This is a genomic window from Nostoc sp. (assembly GCF_036917415.1).
Classification (GTDB): Bacteria; Cyanobacteriota; Cyanobacteriia; order Cyanobacteriales; family Nostocaceae; genus Nostoc.
Genome location: NZ_JBALDJ010000124.1, coordinates 1 through 16,218, shown reverse-complemented (window position 1 = coordinate 16,218; position 16,218 = coordinate 1). Strand labels below are relative to the sequence as shown.

The window sequence follows — 16,218 nt, the reverse complement described above, 5'->3', positions numbered from 1 at the left end:
AAGTATCTGAACAAAGTTATTCAGGAAATAACACATTATCAATAACATGAATAACACCATTGTCAGCTTCTACATCTGGAGTCACAATGTAAGCATCATTCACCTTAACATTATTCTCAGTATTAACTTTGATATCTTTTCCCTGAGTTGTTGTTAGCTTTTGCGACTGATTTAGTTCAGTTGCATTAATCTTGCCAGAAACCACATGGTACTCTAAAACCTCTCTTAACTTAATGACATCCTCTAAGAGTTCTTCTACGGCTCCTGATGGCAGCTTGGAAAAGGCTTCGTCTGTTGGGGCAAAGACAGTAAATGGCCCATCTCCTTTAAGTGCAGTATCAAGACCAGCGGTAGTAATAGCTGTTACCAAGGTGTTGAAAGAACCTGCATTAATTGCAGTATCTATAATATCTGGCATCTGATGTCACCTCAATTGTGTGAAAACTTGATGTTAAGAGATTTAGCACATAAGTGTATGTTTAGACTATCAGTCAATCCTGTGCCACTGCCGACCATCGCGCACCAACAAATCATCTGCTGCCAATGGCCCCCACGAGCCTGCTGCATAGTTGGGAAAGTTTTCAGGTGGCGTGGTTGCCCAAGCTTCTAGAATGGGGGTGACGACGCTCCAGCCCAGTTCTACGTTGTCCGATCGCTGAAACAAAGTTGCATCACCGATCATGCAGTCGTATAGCAAGGTTTCATAGCCAGTACTGCGGATCTTGCCAAAGTAGTCAGTGTAGCAAAAGTCCATTTCCACCGCATCCATTGCCATCGCGGGGCCAGGCACCTTTGCACCAAATTGGAGATGAATTCCTTCCTCTGGTTGAATGCGGATGGTCAAGAAATTAGGCGTGAGGCGCTCAATCGAGGTTTGGCGAAATAATAGTGAAGGTACTTGCTTAAACTGAATTGCAATTTCAGTCACACGTTTAGCCAAACGCTTGCCGGTTCGGAGATAAAACGGCACCCCTGCCCAGCGCCAGTTGTCGATGTTCAGCTTTAAGGCAGCATAAGTTTCAGTGTTAGAGTCTGATGCAACTCGTGGCTCTGAGCGATAAGCAGGCACTTGGGTATCCTTCACCGTTGCTGCACCATATTGTCCCCGTACACTTTGAGTTTGCACAGTTTCAGCAGTGAGTGGAACTATGGACTTCAATAGTTTTGACTTTTCATCACGCACCTCATCGGCTGAAAACGAGACTGGCGGTTCCATCGCCGTCATTGCCAGCAGTTGAAACAGATGGTTTTGCACCATGTCCCGGACTGCGCCTGTACCTTCATAAAAGTTGCCTCTGCCTTCGACTCCAACCGTTTCAGCTACGGTAATCTGGACGTGATCGATATGTTCGCGATTCCAAATCGGTTCAAACAAGCCATTACCAAACCGAAACACCAAAATGTTTTGTACAGTCTCTTTGCCCAGGTAGTGATCGATGCGGTAAATCTGTTTTTCCTGAAGGACAGCACCGATAGATCTATTCAGGGTACGAGCCGAGTCCAAGTCGTGCCCAAACGGTTTCTCGATGATAACTCGCCGCCAGCGATCGCTCTCTTCGCGGACTAATCCTGCGGCACCAAGCTGCGTAATGATGTCGCAAAAGAAGTTAGAGCCAGTTGCCAGGTAGAACAAATAGTTTCCCTGAGTGCCACAGTCTCGATCGACTTGAGTGAGTAAGTCTTGCAACTGATGGTAAGTGTCAGCCTCCTGAAACTCACCAGCAAGATAGTACAGTCGCTGCTCAAGCGGTTGCCAAAGCTTATCATCTACGGGAACCGTTGCGAACTCATGAATGTCTTGGGCGAGTTTGCTACGAAAATCGTCCTGACTCATTGAAGTGTGTGCGACTCCAACGATCGCAAATTCTTGCGGCAGCAAATTGCTTTGTTTGAGGTTGTAGAGGGCGGGAAGCAGCAGACGTTTGGTTAAATCTCCTGCTGCTCCAAAGATAACGAGCACACAGGGTTCTGCCGGACGGATTGAGGCTTCAACAGAAACCTGGGGCGTGGTGGCAGCCGTCATGATATAAATCTCCGCATGTTCTTCAAGATGTCCACCAAACTATAGCGCATTGCAGACAGCAGTTTATCTAGAAACGTCGCGGTGACTTATGCTAAATAGTTATTATCCATCGCGGCAGGTCGGTTTGATACATCATAAAGCAGTCCTGATGATAAAACTCTCAGTTCTATTTTGATTGAATTGTTTTTGATTAACTTAACACCTTGCAGAACGGGGCAGCATAAATTTCTCGCCCTCTGCTGCAAATTTACCACGAACCATCAGCACAGTTTCATCCAATGCATGGGTGAATGCTTGCACATCTTTGATATCCAGAAGTTCTGGATTAAAGTAAATCACTACTTCTTGAATGGGTTGGGGTATCTTACTAAGAATATTCTTCAAAGAGCATATCTGCGTTGTAACTAAATTGAAAAGATGAAGTCGGTTATCTTCTATCTCCATGCAGGCGATTAAATCTAAATCTTCTGCATAGTATAAGGGACGACTTCCTTCATTGACACAGAACACAGGCTTTTCCTTGACAACGCCAACTATATTAGAGACAGGAATACGTGTTTCTAAAAGTCTGTGTAGTAATGTGTTTCCTTATATTGCGATGTGGGCGATGCTGTTAGTAGTTCGCCAGCATAATCAATATGCTAGGCAAAAAATTAACACCATTGCCTGTCCTGGATTGGGTACAGGAATAGGACGAGTGCCATATACTGAAGCTGCTAGACAGATGGCATTAGCTTACGATCATTTTCTGTACCCACCTAAGCATCTTAATTGCATAGTTGCGGCTGAAAGACAACTTCAAATATGGGAAGGAGGATATTTTAGGTAAAGTTTAAAAAACGCCCTAGCATATTATATTGCTGGGGCGATCGCTACTCTTAACTCTATGACTGGTAAACGTTTCTATCACATCGGCTTTGGGCAAGATGATTTAGGTTCATCGCCTCCCAACATTGCTTTATTATCTGGCGATCCAGAGCGATCGCATCTAATTGCCCAAACTTATTTCCAAGATGTCCGTCTATTGTCCGAAAATCGCGGACTCAATAGCTACGTGGGATACTTACCAAATGGCCGCAGCATTTTATCAGCTACAAGTGGTATGGGTGCGCCTTCATTAAGTATTGTGGTGAATGAGTTAATACAAGTAGGAATTCGGCAAATTATTCGCATTGGAACTTGCGGATCGATTCAACCTTATATAACAGTTGGTAGCGTTGTTATTAGCAGTGCAGCATTATGTCGCCAAGGTGCAGCTTCTGACATTGCACCTGTGGAATATCCAGCCGCAGCCGATCCTTTTCTCACAGTCGCTTTAGTTAAAGCTGCACGAGAATTAAAAATTGAACATTACATCGGAATTACAGCATCAGTTGATACTTTTTACGAAGGACAAGAACGCATTGATTCAGCCAATCCAAATTTAATGCGATCGCTGCATGGCATTACAGAAGAATATCGGCGCTTGAATATCTTGAATTACGAGATGGAATGCGGCACACTATTCAAAATGGCAGGAGTGTATAATTTTGCTGCTGCTGCTATTTGCGGTGTAGTCGCTGGACGTACTGTTAGTGAAAATATCATCTTAGAACAAAGAGATATTGCTATTAAAAATGCGATCGCAACTGCTGTAAATGCAGCAGCAAGCTTTGAGTAAGCTAACAAATCTCTCTTATCAACTTCTTAGTATGTCAGATTGAATTTGCTCTAAGTATTTTTATCGTGTCTTTATCTAATCTTTAATTTATCAATCAGTAATTATCGGTAAGATGTATTGAGTAAAATGCAATTTCATCTTGATTGAGATATATTATATAAACAACTTTATCAGCTAATTTAAAACTACAAAAATTGGTTAAAAGTATCTCGTTTTCAACAGAGATAATTTGAATTTTTATTTATTAATTAAGAAAAACTGAGTTTTTATATTAGAAAACTGTGCTTTTAATGTTTTACAGCCGCCATGATGAGTTTAGCTATTAAGAGTAATCACAAAAAGGGGAGAGCAGTATAACATGAAGAATGCTTGCAGGCGTTGGATTACGACCGTTAAACTAGCTGCGATTGCACTAATGCCGACGCTGATATTTTTAGCATTCTCTCATCAGGCAACAGCAGACGATCCAGGAGCGTGTTACATGATAACTTCCTCTGGTAAAACCGTTGGATTGGGAGGAATTTGTGGCAATATCATAGCCGCACCTTCAGACAACAGAGTTTTTCGAGTCTCAATCAAACGCCGTTTTGGTGGAACTCCTGTGATTGATGTCACCTTCAATGACAAAAAAACCTTTGAAATGATTGTAGATACAGGTGCTAGTGGAACCATTATCACTCAAAATATGGCGAATACACTTGAACTACAGGCTACAGGTACAATGCAAGCCCAAATTGCCGATGGTAGTGAAGTAGAATTTCTAACCAGTAAGGTAAAATCTATTGCAGTAGGTGGAGTTACAGCCAATAATCTTCAAGTAGCGATCGCACCAAAAGCCAGCATCGGCTTACTGGGTCACGATTTCTTTGGCAACTATGATATTAAAATTCTGGAAACAGAAGTTGAATTTCATCACCGCTAAGTTGTAATACCATCGAGACAAGTGTTTGCGATTTGTAAAAATTTTAAATTCAACCTAGTGGCGTGACAGAGCTAAAATAGTGCATTAGATGTAGGTTGGGTTGAGTAACACGAAACCCAACATTGATCGGAGTGTTGGGTTTCGTTCCTCAACCTAACCTACAAATTTTTTTGCAACAATTTAGCTATGCCACGCCACTAGTAATGAGACATCCAATCATTTTCGTGGAAATCATTACCAGAATAAGGTGATATGGGAATTATACTTCTTTTAGTTGCAAAACAGCATAGGTTGTGAAGCCCACCTCGACGTAGTGTATATGGATCTGGATAACCTAGTTCATGGGCAATAACAGGGTCTATTGGATAATCTTTAATTGTTTCCTCTAAAGCTTTGGATGTGTACTTGGAACTGAATGCAGCAGAAGAAGAAGTCTTTCAAACTGTGGTCGATACAATGGGATTAACTGAGCAGGAGGTATATATGGAAATTGTCACCAGTTGGGAACGGAAAGCAATACAGGTAGAACGACGGGCAACTATTACTAAGATTTTAAAGCTGCGCTTTGGGGACATTGATGCTTCTTTAGAAGGCATTATTCCCGCTTTTTTACAATTGTCCCCCGATGAATATATGGATTCACTCTTGCAAGCTGACCGTGAGGAGTTATTATCGCGGTTTCAAGGGTAATCGTAAATGGAATTATTACTTGCAGATTGATTGGCTTGTCGCTGTTCGTAGGTAGTAGCGATCGCTTAAGTTAAGCTTGATTGTCAAAAAAATCTTGATGGCTTGCACTAACGCGATTAATCATGTATCTAAGTTACGTTTAATGTGAATTAAGCTTTGAAACCCTTGTAATTTCTTAGGTAATCCCAAAACTATGATTTTGAGCGAATCTAGAAACCTTTATAGAATAAGCGGCGTTTCTAATTCACATCAGACGTAAGTTATACGAACCCAAAAAAAGCATTTTTGACAACTAAATACTACTATTAAGTAATCGTCAATTAAATTATGGAGTGGTTTGTGGTTGCATTTCTACAAACCTTCGCTCAAATCAATCTTGACAGTCTACTATTCTCGGTTCACATACCCTAATTATCAGCAAGACATTTCTTTAGCAACGATGACATCAAGATTCTGGAGAAAGAGGGCGAATTTGATCGCCGCCAATGCTTGTAGTTTGTCAATTCTTTAGGTTTGTATATTGAAATTAGGCGTTGCTGAATTGAGGGATGATTTAGCAAGTTATAAAATTTCTCCCCCTGCACCCCCTGCACCCCCTGCTTCCCCTGCCTGCCTAAATTCATTCCCCTGTTCTGCAACGCCTGAAATTATTTCAGCCTACCCGTTTCTCTCAAGAGTTACTCGGCATTTCGGAAGCAGCTTAAGAGCGTTATAGAATAGAAATAAACCTTACATAACATTACGCTGATTCAGCAGAATTGCCCATGACCACTTCTAAACGCCACTATCACATCACTACTTTCGGTTGTCAGATGAATAAAGCTGACTCAGAGCGCATGGCTGGCGTTTTGGAAGACATGGGCTTTGAGTGGTGTCAAGACCCGAATTATGCAGATGTGATTCTTTACAATACCTGTACAATTCGGGATAATGCAGAACAAAAGGTATATTCCTATCTTGGCAGACAAGCGAAGCGTAAACATGAGCAGCCTGATTTAACCCTGATTGTTGCTGGTTGTGTTGCCCAGCAAGAAGGAGAAGCGCTGTTGCGGCGAGTCCCAGAATTAGATTTGGTAATGGGGCCACAACACGCCAACCGTCTGAAAGATTTGCTGGAGTCAGTATTTGAGGGTAATCAAGTCGTAGCAACCGAAGCAGTTCACATTATTGAAGATATCACCCAGCCGCGACGGGATAGTACAGTGACAGCTTGGGTGAATGTAATTTACGGCTGTAACGAACGCTGCACCTATTGCGTGGTTCCCAATGTGCGCGGTGTCGAACAATCTCGCACGCCGTCAGCTATCCGGGCTGAAATGGAAGAATTAGGACGACAAGGTTACAAAGAAATTACTCTACTCGGTCAAAATATTGATGCTTACGGTAGAGATTTACCTGGAATCACACCAGAAGGTCGGCATCTGCACAACTTTACAGATTTGCTTTATTATGTGCATGATGTGTCGGGGATTGAAAGGTTAAGATTTGCTACTAGTCACCCTCGTTATTTTACTGAGAGATTAATTCAAGCTTGTGCCGAGTTGCCCAAGGTGTGCGAACACTTTCACATTCCCTTTCAATCTGGGGATAATGAACTTTTAAAGGCGATGGCGCGGGGTTATACCCATGAGAAATATCGCCGGATTATCGATACCATTCGGCGGTATATGCCAGATGCCTCGATTAGTGCCGATGTAATTGTCGGTTTTCCTGGGGAGACAGAAGCACAGTTTGAAAATACCCTGAAACTGGTGGAAGATATTGGCTTTGATATGTTGAATACAGCAGCATATTCGCCGCGTCCAGGGACACCAGCCGCTTTGTGGGACAATCAACTGAGTGAAGAAATTAAAAGCGATCGCCTGCAACGGCTCAATCATTTGGGAAACTTGAAAGTAGCAGAGCGATCGCAACGTTACTTTGGACGCATTGAAGAAGTTTTAGTAGAAGACCAAAATCCTAAAGATCCAACCCAGGTAATGGGACGCACTGGTGGTAATCGTTTGACCTTTTTTAACGGTAACATCAAAGAACTCAAAGGGCAGTTAGTGAAGGTAAAAATTACCGAAGTTCGCCCTTTTAGTCTGACGGGTGAACCTATAGTATAATGCTTATATCTCAGTTATCCAATAACTGATTTCCACACTTTGAGCATAGTTTGAGCTTTATGACTAACAGCGCTAAAACACCAACTGGTAAGGCTAAGAAAGGTCAAGTAGCGGTACGGGAAGATTCAGGCTCGATAAAAGCTTGTTTTCCTAGAACTCACTTCGCTGATGAAAAGCAAGTAAAACTCGGTACAGGTATCTCACTAGTAAACGGTTGGGAGTCCACGGCATCTAAGCTACAACGACGATTACAAATAGAATTGGAAGATGGCAAGCTTGCGACTACAGAAGGAACCTTTAATTTAGAGAGGTACAGAGAAGTTCTTGAGGAATACGGATTGAGGGCAAAACTAAGATTAGTAAAAAGTGCTGTAACTTCAGGCGATCAATTACCACCTAAACCTAAATTATCTCTAATAGAAGTATGGGATATGTACTGCGAATACAGAAAACAAGGACTGAGAGAGAGTTATTACGAAAAAACGTATCAAGGGGATTATAAAAATTATCTTCAGTCAGCAATAGAAGCTACAAAATCAGAGGATGCAATAAAAATCAGGAATTGGCTAGTTGAAAATAGAGGGCAAAGGCACGTCAAAGTACTTCTTTCAATTTTGTCTAAATCTTATCAATTAGCTATTAAAAACAAACTTTTTTATCACAATCCTTTATCTCTATCCCAACCTAATTCTACAAGTGGATATCGAGTAACAAAAGCAGTGCCTTCACTAATTTTAATTCTCTCCGGTTCATCAATTGATATGCCGAGCCATTGAGAAATTGTTGGAACCATTAGCTTTACATTAGTCAACTTAAAAGCTTCTCTGCAAGCTTTTTGAATAGCACGAATTTTATACTCACTTGTACATTGTCGTTTTGCCATTCCGATATTACCGTCAATTTGTTTAATAAAAAACGGAAACAAAGGATTGAAATCGCCACTAGTATATTGTCTCTCTAAAATATTCCCATTACTTACAACCTCAATCTTAAAAGCTATGCTTTTAAAAGATTGCATATATTCAACTGCTTTATAAGTATTTTGAGTTTCCGCCCCAGTATCAGCGAAGTAAACCTTATCCGGTAACTCTCCCATTACCTCTAATAATCTCCAAGGTTCATATATTAACATTAGATAAATCGCTGATGATTGAACACCACCACCAAAAGACAAAGCGCAATATGGTAATTTACCTAACATTTTCAACCTCAGAAAAGTCTAAATAATATTCTTTTCCTACCTCAAAATAATTCACATTATTAGAATCATCAATCATCAATTCAATTTTTCCGGTTGGTGTAATTTTCCAAAACTTTCTATCCTCTTCATCCTGTCCCATTGCTGGATGTAATTCCACTTTAACACTAGGGATACCAGCGTATCGCGTTAAGCTAGTCACTTCAAACTTACATCTCATTCCCTTACCTCTAAAGTTATCCAATAAGTTATCTAACAACTTTCAACTAATCTTGTCTATTTCTAATTACAAAAGATTCATGTTTTCTCAAGAATCCTTGTACTTCTTTCACATCTATTTTCAACTCTTTTAATTCATTATCCCATCGCTCACACTTATGGTCAATTTTCTCATTCAGTTGACCAAATAAAAATTGCACCGCTTCTTTGCGGGTTTCAAAATTCATTAAATGAACAGCAAGCATTTTATCATGTGAGCTAGATTCCGTTTGCAAAACTTTAATCTGTTGCGATAATTTTTCATGCCCTTCATTATCAACATGACTTTTTAAATCATCTCTCAAATTTCCGATGTCTGAAGCAATTTTGTTAAAGCTAGACACCAATTTAATCCCTATCACAATAAGCCCACAAATGCTAACTAATATTGCTAAAGAAATATTAGTTTATTCCAAGCTTATTGCAATAGATGGTGATTGCGGATTTGATGTTACTCCTATTGTTATCACTTTACTTGTAAGCTGAAATTTTGTTTATTAGAAAAGCGTACCCAGTCGATGAAGCATTTTTTCCCCATACAGTAAATACAAATTGTTGCAACCCACTTGTAGTAATCGTAATTGTGCGAGTGATACGCTCATATATCGTAGTGGAATTATATCCATCCAAATCATCAAAAGCTTGCACTCCATTGATAGATAACTTCAATTTTCCTTTGTTATTGGCACGAGTTACCAACATCACTAATGTATAAGTACCAGGTGCTAGTAATGCTGTAAATGAGAAACTATCATTCAATGCAGCAGGGCTTTGTTGCCACATTGTTGCATAAAAACTTGCAGCAACTTGCACAAAAGATAATCCAGAACCAACTAATACTTTGCTTGTGTCATGAAAGTGCTGGAAGCCTTGTGGTAATGCGTTTTCTAGTGCTGTTATTTTATCTTGCAATGATTGAATGGCTACCGTTTTAACAGCATTTTGACCATCCAAGAATGAGATAGTTTGAGCTTGCGCATTAACTTTCTGACCAATCGTATTTGCATAGTCGTAAAGCGCTGCGTTGCCACTATTTAGACTTATAACTGAGTTGTTTATAGAGTCAATCTGTGACTGCTGTCCCCCTATTGCGGTCGCATTATTAGCAATAACGTCCTCATTACTTCCTACCCTGTTTTCTAGCGCTGTTACTGCATTTCCTACCCTGGTTTCAGCTACCTCTATGCTATTTAACCTTGTGTTTTGATTAGTTAATTGAGTTGTGATATTTGTAATTGAGTCTTCATTACTATCTAATCTAGTCTCAAGTGCATTAATAGCATTTGTTGTTGATGCAACAGCGGCATTTAATGCTGTAGCGTCAAAATCAATATTTACATTTGCTGGATATAGCGGCATATTATTTAAGTTCCTTTTGTCAGACAATTAAAGTTTAACTTATTTAAAACGAAATTACATCATCACTGCTTATCCACCTTGGAACAAGAATTAGAGAATCATCTAACGGTAATATCTTAATAGTATTAGAACTTTCATTAATTTCTAATACTTCTCCTTCTCCGTATATTCCTTCTTCAAATTCATACTCAATAATGTCTCCAATTGATAAAAAAATTGTAATACCTTCTTCAGTTTCCTTTATATATAACATCTCGTTTTTTTCCTGTTAAATCTACTAAAATAATTGGCGGTAAATTTACACCAAGATTTAAGTAAGCGTATTGAAATGTAACGACACCTTCTCTACCTTTAATCGGTAACTCTTTAATCTTACCTCGTATAGTTATTTTTTCAGGAATAGTCTTAACTCCACTAATTGGCTTACTTCCTATTCTTAATAAATCATTATCTACTTTGTGGGATTGAATATCTAGCACTTGCTCTACCACCCTTTTCGCCTCCGCTTGAGTAGTTACATCTAATTTAAATTGATACCCTTTTTCAAAATCACAATAACTATATGTTTGTTTTCCTTTGTTGACTTTGAATGGTGGAGTTGCAAATTTTCTATAAATTATATTAGCTAAAGTTTGCAGGTATAAATCGTCTGCAAAATCACTCTTAGATTTATTCATTAATCTAAAAGATATTTGCATTGATAATTTCTCAGTTATCGCTCCCTTTAATGGGTCTTTATTTTGTTTTTGATAAAATTTTAAAACTATTTCAGGACGATATCTACGTTCCGGCATTTCAGCCGCAGGTGTGCCATAGATTATGCCGACATCTCTATCAGCAAATTGTTCATAATGAGCAAGAGTTTGAATAATAACAGGTTTTAAAAGTTCCTCGCTTCCACCGAGTACAATTTTTTCATCAGGATTCTGCCTATTTGGTGTTATTTCTACATATCGCGTGTGCCCTAGTGGTGGAACGCTTTGCTTTGCAATCATTTGCGTTGAAAGATATGTATCAACGGCATTTGCAACAACATATCCTGCTTCTGTGCAAGCCTCATCAGCCTCCTCTAAGAATTCTTCCGCAAACTCTCGCATAGCACCTTCCTCGCCAAAAGTTTTGTCAAGGAAATCCTCGGTGGCACTCGCAAAAGACCACGGTTTGCTGTCTTTACTACCCCAGGCTTTAACAGCTTTCTCAACTTTCTTGCCAAACAGCTTACCTACTAACGCGCTATTGCTCTTAATAAGTTTGCGAACATTTTTATATGTTTCTGTAAACAATATTTGAGTGCCAAGTCTAAGCGCACTATTGAGCAACGACCCAAGGTTCTCAAGGAATTCCTCTAGGAACTCTTCTCCAACTTTAGCTAGTACTACTGCTCCTAAGGGTTCATTGAATACTGCAATTACAGCGCCAGGTAAGATGCCGCAGGCTAAGTATCCAAATGCGTTACCAAGCGTTCCACCGAGTTGACCTGCTAACGCTGTCCATTGGGCTTTAATGCTTGCTTCTAATTGTTCATCAGTGGCATTCCAGTTGAAATTCCAGATAAATTGTTTCGCCGCCACCAACCAACTCCAAAAAGTAGTCCATGAAAACTGGAAAAAACCACCTATAGCATTTATCAAAAAGCCACCTAATGAAACCAGTCCACCAAAGAACTTTCCCAAAAAACCACCATCTTTTTTCTTTTCTTCACTTTCTAAGCCTTTGATAACACGTTGTCCTACATTGCTTCGGACTGCTCTTGATGTTAATTCTGATAATTCAAGACTTATAGCCATATATATTTTCTAAAATACAATTACAGCAATTATTTCACTACTTCTTTACCGTCTTTGTCGTAGCGTCCTTTCTCACTCCCTATTTCTCGTATTTTTGGGCGCTCCTTGTAAGGTCTACTCCAAGGATTAACAGTATCGGTAATCCCAGATACTTCAATAAATCCACGTTCAGCTTGTTCTGTAAAGTCATTAAAATCACCTTGTTCCTTGTCTTTATGTGTTTCTTTGATAGCATCAGGATTGCCAAATAGTTTTTGTTTCAAGGCTTCTACTGGGTCGCCTGCAATCTGTCGCCAATTTTGAGCATTCCAGCGTGCAGCCATTGTCTTAAGAACCTTTAGGTCATCCTGTAAATCATTTTTATCAGTATTTTCGTAAGTGACAATTTCAACGTTTTTTTCTTTAAGAGTCTCAGCTAAATCTTTTCCGTTAGGAGTGAAGAGTGAAGATATTTCTTTCTTTTTTTGTTCGAGTTTGTAACCAAGAAATTCAGCATTAGCAAGTGCAACATCAAGTATCTGTGTTGATAGATTTTTTGTCATACCTGCTTCACCCATAGCTTTAAGCGCTGTAATAAGTGTTGCGTGAGTATCACGTTTTATTGTAAGCACAAGTCCCACAAGTTCAGCTATCGCCTCTGCTTGATTTGGTATTTTAAGTGTTTCTTTTTGATTCCCTTCCTTCACAAGGTCAGCATCTTCTATTTCTATTTCAATGGGGTAAGCACCCATGAGGGCATCAAGTTGTTTTGTTTGCCATAATATCAATTCTGCCAACGATTCAATGTTTATTATTTCAGGATGCTGTTTTGTAAAATTGTCAGGAACTTTAGCAGGTAAATCACCAAGTCTTTTTAATATAAGTTTTAATAAGTCATCATTACAGCTCATACATTTACATTCCTTTGATTTAATGCTTGGTGGCGGTGGTGGTAGTGTTGTTAATGCATCGTAGACTTCCCATATTTCCTCAGTTACGTCTGTTACATCCACTTTTCCCAGTGAAGGAACATCTATCACGTCTTTGTAACTTTGACGGAATGACCTAACAGAACCTGGTGAATCTATATAGCTCTGAAGCCTATCCCGTGAATACCATACTTGAATGGCGTAGTCAGCGCCAGGTATACCAATGGAGGTAATATCATTCTGCCCTCTAAACGAAAATGAGGCAGATGTTTCTAATTTGTAAGACGAATTAACATTAAATGGGTCGCTATTAACTGTTTTTATGTCCCAACCTTGCATTCTCATTTGTGAAATTAGCTGGTTTACGGTAGAATAATTGCTTACTTTAAAAGCATTAAAATAAACTCCGTTAAACGAGTTATAAGTACGCAATACTAAATCAAATTTCCACAAATAAATACCAGAGTCAAAAGTCTGTACATTGGTAATATCTATTGTTTGCTTAAAATCAGCATTTCCTAAAGGTAATGTATTCCTACTCTTGCCGCGTTCAGCATGAGAGTAGCTTTTCCTGTAAACAAAATTTATATTTCCGTCATCAGGCATTTTAAGCTTGCGTGTGTAATTGTCCTCCAGTGGCGGTAACTCTACTTTTGGTTTTGGCTGACAATTAGGATTACGATAAACAATTTGAAAAGGAGGTAATTTTATAAAACCAAGCGTTCCACTAAATTGAATACCGAAATTGCATTCATCCCGAACAATATCAATTTCAAGTGCTACAGGTGCTAAATCAATAGGGTTCTCACCACACCAAGGACTATCAGGGTATCTATCACAATCCATCGGGTCGGCAGGTGTATTAGGTGTTGCGTAAAAATTGCCACCTATCGGCACAAGTGATTCCTGTGGGTCTTCTTTGTTGAATATCCACGCCGCTTTTTCATAACGTTCTTTTAACGCTTGACCTACTTTTGCTTTGTCAGCAAAATATCCCATTAAATAAACTCCCTAATATCTATTGCAGTACTACCACTTGCGACAATGCCGTAATATGCACCCGTGTAAAGTGGTACTGGTGACTCCCAATAATCACCAGGTTTAAGTTTTAAAAGATAGCTACTAACGGTAACACCCGGCACAGTATCTATAAATATATTCCTGTCGCTGCTATTAAACAGCGTTACTCCTTTTCTGCTAGGGTTGCTATTGATAATTTTTGCCGCAATAGTGGTAATATTGTTACTAATTTTCACGCTAGTATCAACTAGTTTTTCAATAATTATTCGCCGTGTTAGGTTGCCATAAACAACTACTTTATCTTGTCCTTTTGTGCTATTCTGTAGCAGTCCAAAACCGACATTTCTTATTTGCAACCCAATCATTGAATTATTTCCTAGAAAATGATTTCCTAAAGAATATTCTCTGTAGGGATAAGGGTCGGCATTAAGTAATGAATATGCTGATATTCTTTGCCAATTTAAAGTGCCATCAATCTGACACATTACATCAAGTTGAATTCTCGATGATTTCCATTCAAGGTTAATGGCTGTTAGCAGTTGCTTTGATTCAGTATCTTCCAATTCAAATACTGGGAACGGAACTGGGGGCAATGAATAAATCCAGCTAACTGCCTTTAAATCTCCCACCTCTAAGTATTCATCTATCAATCGATACCCTGCTTTTGAATACGGTACGTAATTAAAAATCGGTACTACGCTAGCGCCGGAATTTGGATCGAGAGTGACAGCAATTTTTTGTTTAACTATTAATTCTTGTATCGTCATAAAGAGATAATAATTTTCTAACATCTTAACCTATTAGAAAAACATTGCTAAAAAATTCTTTCTAAAGTACTTGAAAGAGCCATGAAACCATTGCTAGATATGTGATGTACCCATTTTGATAAAAAGTAAAAAGTATGGCTGTTGTAGCTGATTTAACTTTTCCTGAAATTTCTGCTAAAATCACTGACTCTGCATTGAAAACTTGGTGGGACGGTATTGACCCTCTGCCTAGTAGTGTTGCTACCGCTGAGATGTTTGCAAAATTATTGCAAGCTTCATACACTGCACAGGTCGCCAAAAATACTGCTACCACTCCAACACCTACAGTCGGTGAAGCTTTAAATGCATATCCAGCCCCTACTACTGGAACCGTGCAAACTGAACCTACAAGCGGTTTGCAATTTTATAACGCTTCCTATGGCGTCAATATTGTTGCTGCTGTTGACCTCAACACTACAACTCCAGCGCGAGTTTAATTATTAATTGGAGTTGATTAAAAAATGTCAGAACGATTATACTTTCCACTGAAAAGAACTACTTCAGGAGACGCGGATAGAGTTGTTGACGACCCTATCGGTAATTTTTCTTGTCTTCTTGTTACTGCGAAATTTTTGGATATAGAAAATCTCGCTAAACCTTTCCTCAAAAGCAAGACAGTAAAACCGACAAAGGTTAGGACTCTCAACCGTGCTGATGGTTCTACTGTGAATCGCTCCTCTAAAAATACTAGTGGTGTTGCTGCTGAACATGAAAGACCTGGAAGGTTATCAAGAGGAACCAGACGGGTAGTTCTAACAACAGGTAAAAAAATAGATGCAAGAGTAGGAGCTAAGGCAAACTATCACACAATTAGCTTTAGATTTCCAGGTTTTGCGACTATTCTTGTGATTGCTGATGCTCTTGGAACCATAATTCCTGCAAATAAAATGAAAGCTAATCCAACAGCTACAGACGTAAGTCCTTATTTTAAAGTAGCTGGCGGTGGTCGATACCCAATCATGCAAAAAGCTGCTGCCGAATCTAGACAGGATGCAGTCGTACCATTGACAGCGCAACAAATTGCAGCATTAACTGGTGATGGCATCAGTTTTATTCCTGGGGCTGGAGTTTAGCGATGTTTAAGATTGCTAGTGAATGGAAGCTTATTGTTAATGAATTTCGTGCCAATGAGAAGGCTTCCATTCCTGCAATTGAACCAAAGATTAATTTTACGTCAAACATAATAGGAATTTTTGCGACATCATCAACATCCCCCAGTCATTGGTATTCGGCTGGAGATTTATTGCAACTTTATCAAGTTGGCTTCGGTGTCTCTGGTTACGCTCAAACTGCGTTTTTGAAAATAATTTTAAATTGCTATCAAGTTCATAGATTTAATAAAACTATTTGCAGTGCAAGCAACGGAAGGAGTAAGTACAACAGCAAGCCGTTCTGGATTAATCCGACTACTGGAGAAATTTTTCCGGCTGGTTCTACCCTTTCTGTAACTCAAAAAAAGAAACTGCAATTTTGGGACAG

Annotated in this window: 21 protein-coding genes; 10 read left to right on the top strand and 11 right to left on the bottom strand. The window is 39.3% G+C overall.

From position 1 onward, the window contains the following. Positions 1 to 16: 16 nt before the first annotated feature. The 3 genes from V7K41_RS30410 to V7K41_RS30400 form a co-directional block, all read right to left on the bottom strand. The gene (locus V7K41_RS30410; RefSeq protein ID WP_334854232.1) at positions 17 to 418 is read right to left on the bottom strand and encodes a fasciclin domain-containing protein; all 402 of its coding nucleotides are present in this window, start codon (positions 416 to 418) and stop codon (positions 17 to 19) included. Positions 419 to 487: 69 nt separating this feature from the next. Continuing rightward, on the bottom strand, positions 488 to 2,023 hold the full coding sequence (zwf, locus tag V7K41_RS30405; protein ID WP_334854231.1) for a glucose-6-phosphate dehydrogenase: 1,536 nt from the start codon (positions 2,021 to 2,023) through the stop codon (positions 488 to 490). 195 nt (positions 2,024 to 2,218) lie between these two features. Further along, positions 2,219 to 2,533 carry a hypothetical protein gene (locus V7K41_RS30400; protein ID WP_334854230.1) on the bottom strand — a complete coding sequence of 105 codons (315 nt, stop codon included), beginning with the start codon at positions 2,531 to 2,533 and terminating at the stop codon, positions 2,219 to 2,221. On the opposite strand from V7K41_RS30400, the gene V7K41_RS30395 reads away from it, so the two are divergent. The 6 genes from V7K41_RS30395 (at position 2,520) to V7K41_RS30370 (ending at position 8,179) form a co-directional block, all read left to right on the top strand. Then, on the top strand, positions 2,520 to 2,852 hold the full coding sequence (locus tag V7K41_RS30395; protein WP_334854229.1) for a hypothetical protein: 333 nt from the start codon (positions 2,520 to 2,522) through the stop codon (positions 2,850 to 2,852). The genes V7K41_RS30400 and V7K41_RS30395 overlap by 14 nt on opposite strands. A gap of 57 nt (positions 2,853 to 2,909) precedes the next feature. Beyond that, positions 2,910 to 3,683, top strand: coding sequence for a nucleoside phosphorylase (locus tag V7K41_RS30390; RefSeq protein WP_334854228.1), 774 nt, complete (start codon positions 2,910 to 2,912; stop codon positions 3,681 to 3,683). Between the two features lie 358 nt (positions 3,684 to 4,041). After that, the gene (locus V7K41_RS30385) at positions 4,042 to 4,605 is read left to right on the top strand and encodes a retropepsin-like aspartic protease family protein (RefSeq protein ID WP_334854227.1); all 564 of its coding nucleotides are present in this window, start codon (positions 4,042 to 4,044) and stop codon (positions 4,603 to 4,605) included. Between the two features lie 393 nt (positions 4,606 to 4,998). Further along, positions 4,999 to 5,295, top strand: a complete 297-nt coding sequence (locus V7K41_RS30380) for a hypothetical protein (RefSeq protein WP_334854226.1) — start codon at positions 4,999 to 5,001, stop codon at positions 5,293 to 5,295. Positions 5,296 to 6,059: 764 nt separating this feature from the next. Next, positions 6,060 to 7,403 carry a tRNA (N6-isopentenyl adenosine(37)-C2)-methylthiotransferase MiaB gene (gene miaB / locus V7K41_RS30375; RefSeq protein ID WP_334854225.1) on the top strand — a complete coding sequence of 448 codons (1,344 nt, stop codon included), beginning with the start codon at positions 6,060 to 6,062 and terminating at the stop codon, positions 7,401 to 7,403. 59 nt (positions 7,404 to 7,462) lie between these two features. After that, positions 7,463 to 8,179, top strand: a complete 717-nt coding sequence (locus V7K41_RS30370; RefSeq protein ID WP_334854224.1) for an integrase — start codon at positions 7,463 to 7,465, stop codon at positions 8,177 to 8,179. Here V7K41_RS30370 and V7K41_RS30365 read toward each other — a convergent pair. Genes V7K41_RS30365 through V7K41_RS30355 form a run of 3 tightly spaced genes read right to left on the bottom strand, consistent with a single transcriptional unit; the run spans position 8,062 to position 9,164 of the window. Then, entirely contained in the window at positions 8,062 to 8,604 is a 543-nt protein-coding gene (locus V7K41_RS30365) for a hypothetical protein (protein WP_334854223.1), read from the bottom strand. The two genes, V7K41_RS30370 and V7K41_RS30365, sit on opposite strands and share 118 nt — an antisense overlap. Then, a complete protein-coding gene (locus V7K41_RS30360; RefSeq protein ID WP_334851801.1) occupies positions 8,594 to 8,821 on the bottom strand; it encodes a hypothetical protein in 228 nt (75 codons plus the stop codon). The genes V7K41_RS30365 and V7K41_RS30360 overlap by 11 nt, the downstream gene beginning before the upstream one ends. Before the next feature lie 46 nt (positions 8,822 to 8,867). Beyond that, on the bottom strand, positions 8,868 to 9,164 hold the full coding sequence (locus V7K41_RS30355) for a hypothetical protein (RefSeq protein WP_334854222.1): 297 nt from the start codon (positions 9,162 to 9,164) through the stop codon (positions 8,868 to 8,870). 7 nt (positions 9,165 to 9,171) lie between these two features. Between V7K41_RS30355 and V7K41_RS30350 the strand changes: the two genes are divergently transcribed. Beyond that, positions 9,172 to 9,345, top strand: a complete 174-nt coding sequence (locus V7K41_RS30350) for a hypothetical protein (RefSeq protein ID WP_334854221.1) — start codon at positions 9,172 to 9,174, stop codon at positions 9,343 to 9,345. On the opposite strand, the gene V7K41_RS30345 is transcribed toward V7K41_RS30350, so the two are convergent. From V7K41_RS30345 to V7K41_RS30325, 5 genes are read right to left on the bottom strand one after another with little or no spacing between them, the layout of a single operon-like run. Then, positions 9,331 to 10,218 carry a hypothetical protein gene (locus V7K41_RS30345; RefSeq protein ID WP_334854220.1) on the bottom strand — a complete coding sequence of 296 codons (888 nt, stop codon included), beginning with the start codon at positions 10,216 to 10,218 and terminating at the stop codon, positions 9,331 to 9,333. The genes V7K41_RS30350 and V7K41_RS30345 overlap by 15 nt on opposite strands. 43 nt (positions 10,219 to 10,261) lie before the next feature. Continuing rightward, positions 10,262 to 10,471 (bottom strand): hypothetical protein, encoded by a 210-nt coding sequence (locus tag V7K41_RS30340; protein ID WP_334854219.1) that lies wholly within the window; start codon positions 10,469 to 10,471, stop codon positions 10,262 to 10,264. Further along, entirely contained in the window at positions 10,449 to 12,005 is a 1,557-nt protein-coding gene (locus V7K41_RS30335; RefSeq protein WP_334854218.1) for a hypothetical protein, read from the bottom strand. Before V7K41_RS30335 ends, V7K41_RS30340 begins: the two co-directional genes overlap by 23 nt. Positions 12,006 to 12,034: 29 nt before the next feature. Beyond that, entirely contained in the window at positions 12,035 to 13,912 is a 1,878-nt protein-coding gene (locus V7K41_RS30330; protein WP_334854217.1) for a hypothetical protein, read from the bottom strand. Next, positions 13,912 to 14,700: a hypothetical protein gene (locus V7K41_RS30325; RefSeq protein ID WP_334854216.1), complete on the bottom strand. Its 789-nt coding sequence runs from the start codon at positions 14,698 to 14,700 to the stop codon at positions 13,912 to 13,914. The genes V7K41_RS30330 and V7K41_RS30325 overlap by 1 nt, the downstream gene beginning before the upstream one ends. 134 nt (positions 14,701 to 14,834) lie before the next feature. On the opposite strand from V7K41_RS30325, the gene V7K41_RS30320 reads away from it, so the two are divergent. The 3 genes from V7K41_RS30320 to V7K41_RS30310 form a co-directional block, all read left to right on the top strand. Next, positions 14,835 to 15,176 (top strand): hypothetical protein, encoded by a 342-nt coding sequence (locus V7K41_RS30320; RefSeq protein ID WP_334854215.1) that lies wholly within the window; start codon positions 14,835 to 14,837, stop codon positions 15,174 to 15,176. A 24-nt stretch (positions 15,177 to 15,200) separates the two neighbouring features. Beyond that, complete coding sequence (locus V7K41_RS30315; RefSeq protein WP_334854214.1) at positions 15,201 to 15,812, top strand: hypothetical protein; 612 nt, start codon at positions 15,201 to 15,203, stop codon at positions 15,810 to 15,812. Between the two features lie 2 nt (positions 15,813 to 15,814). Then, positions 15,815 to 16,218, top strand: a 404-nt coding sequence (locus V7K41_RS30310) for a hypothetical protein (protein ID WP_334854213.1), incomplete at its 3' end; no start/stop codon positions are given.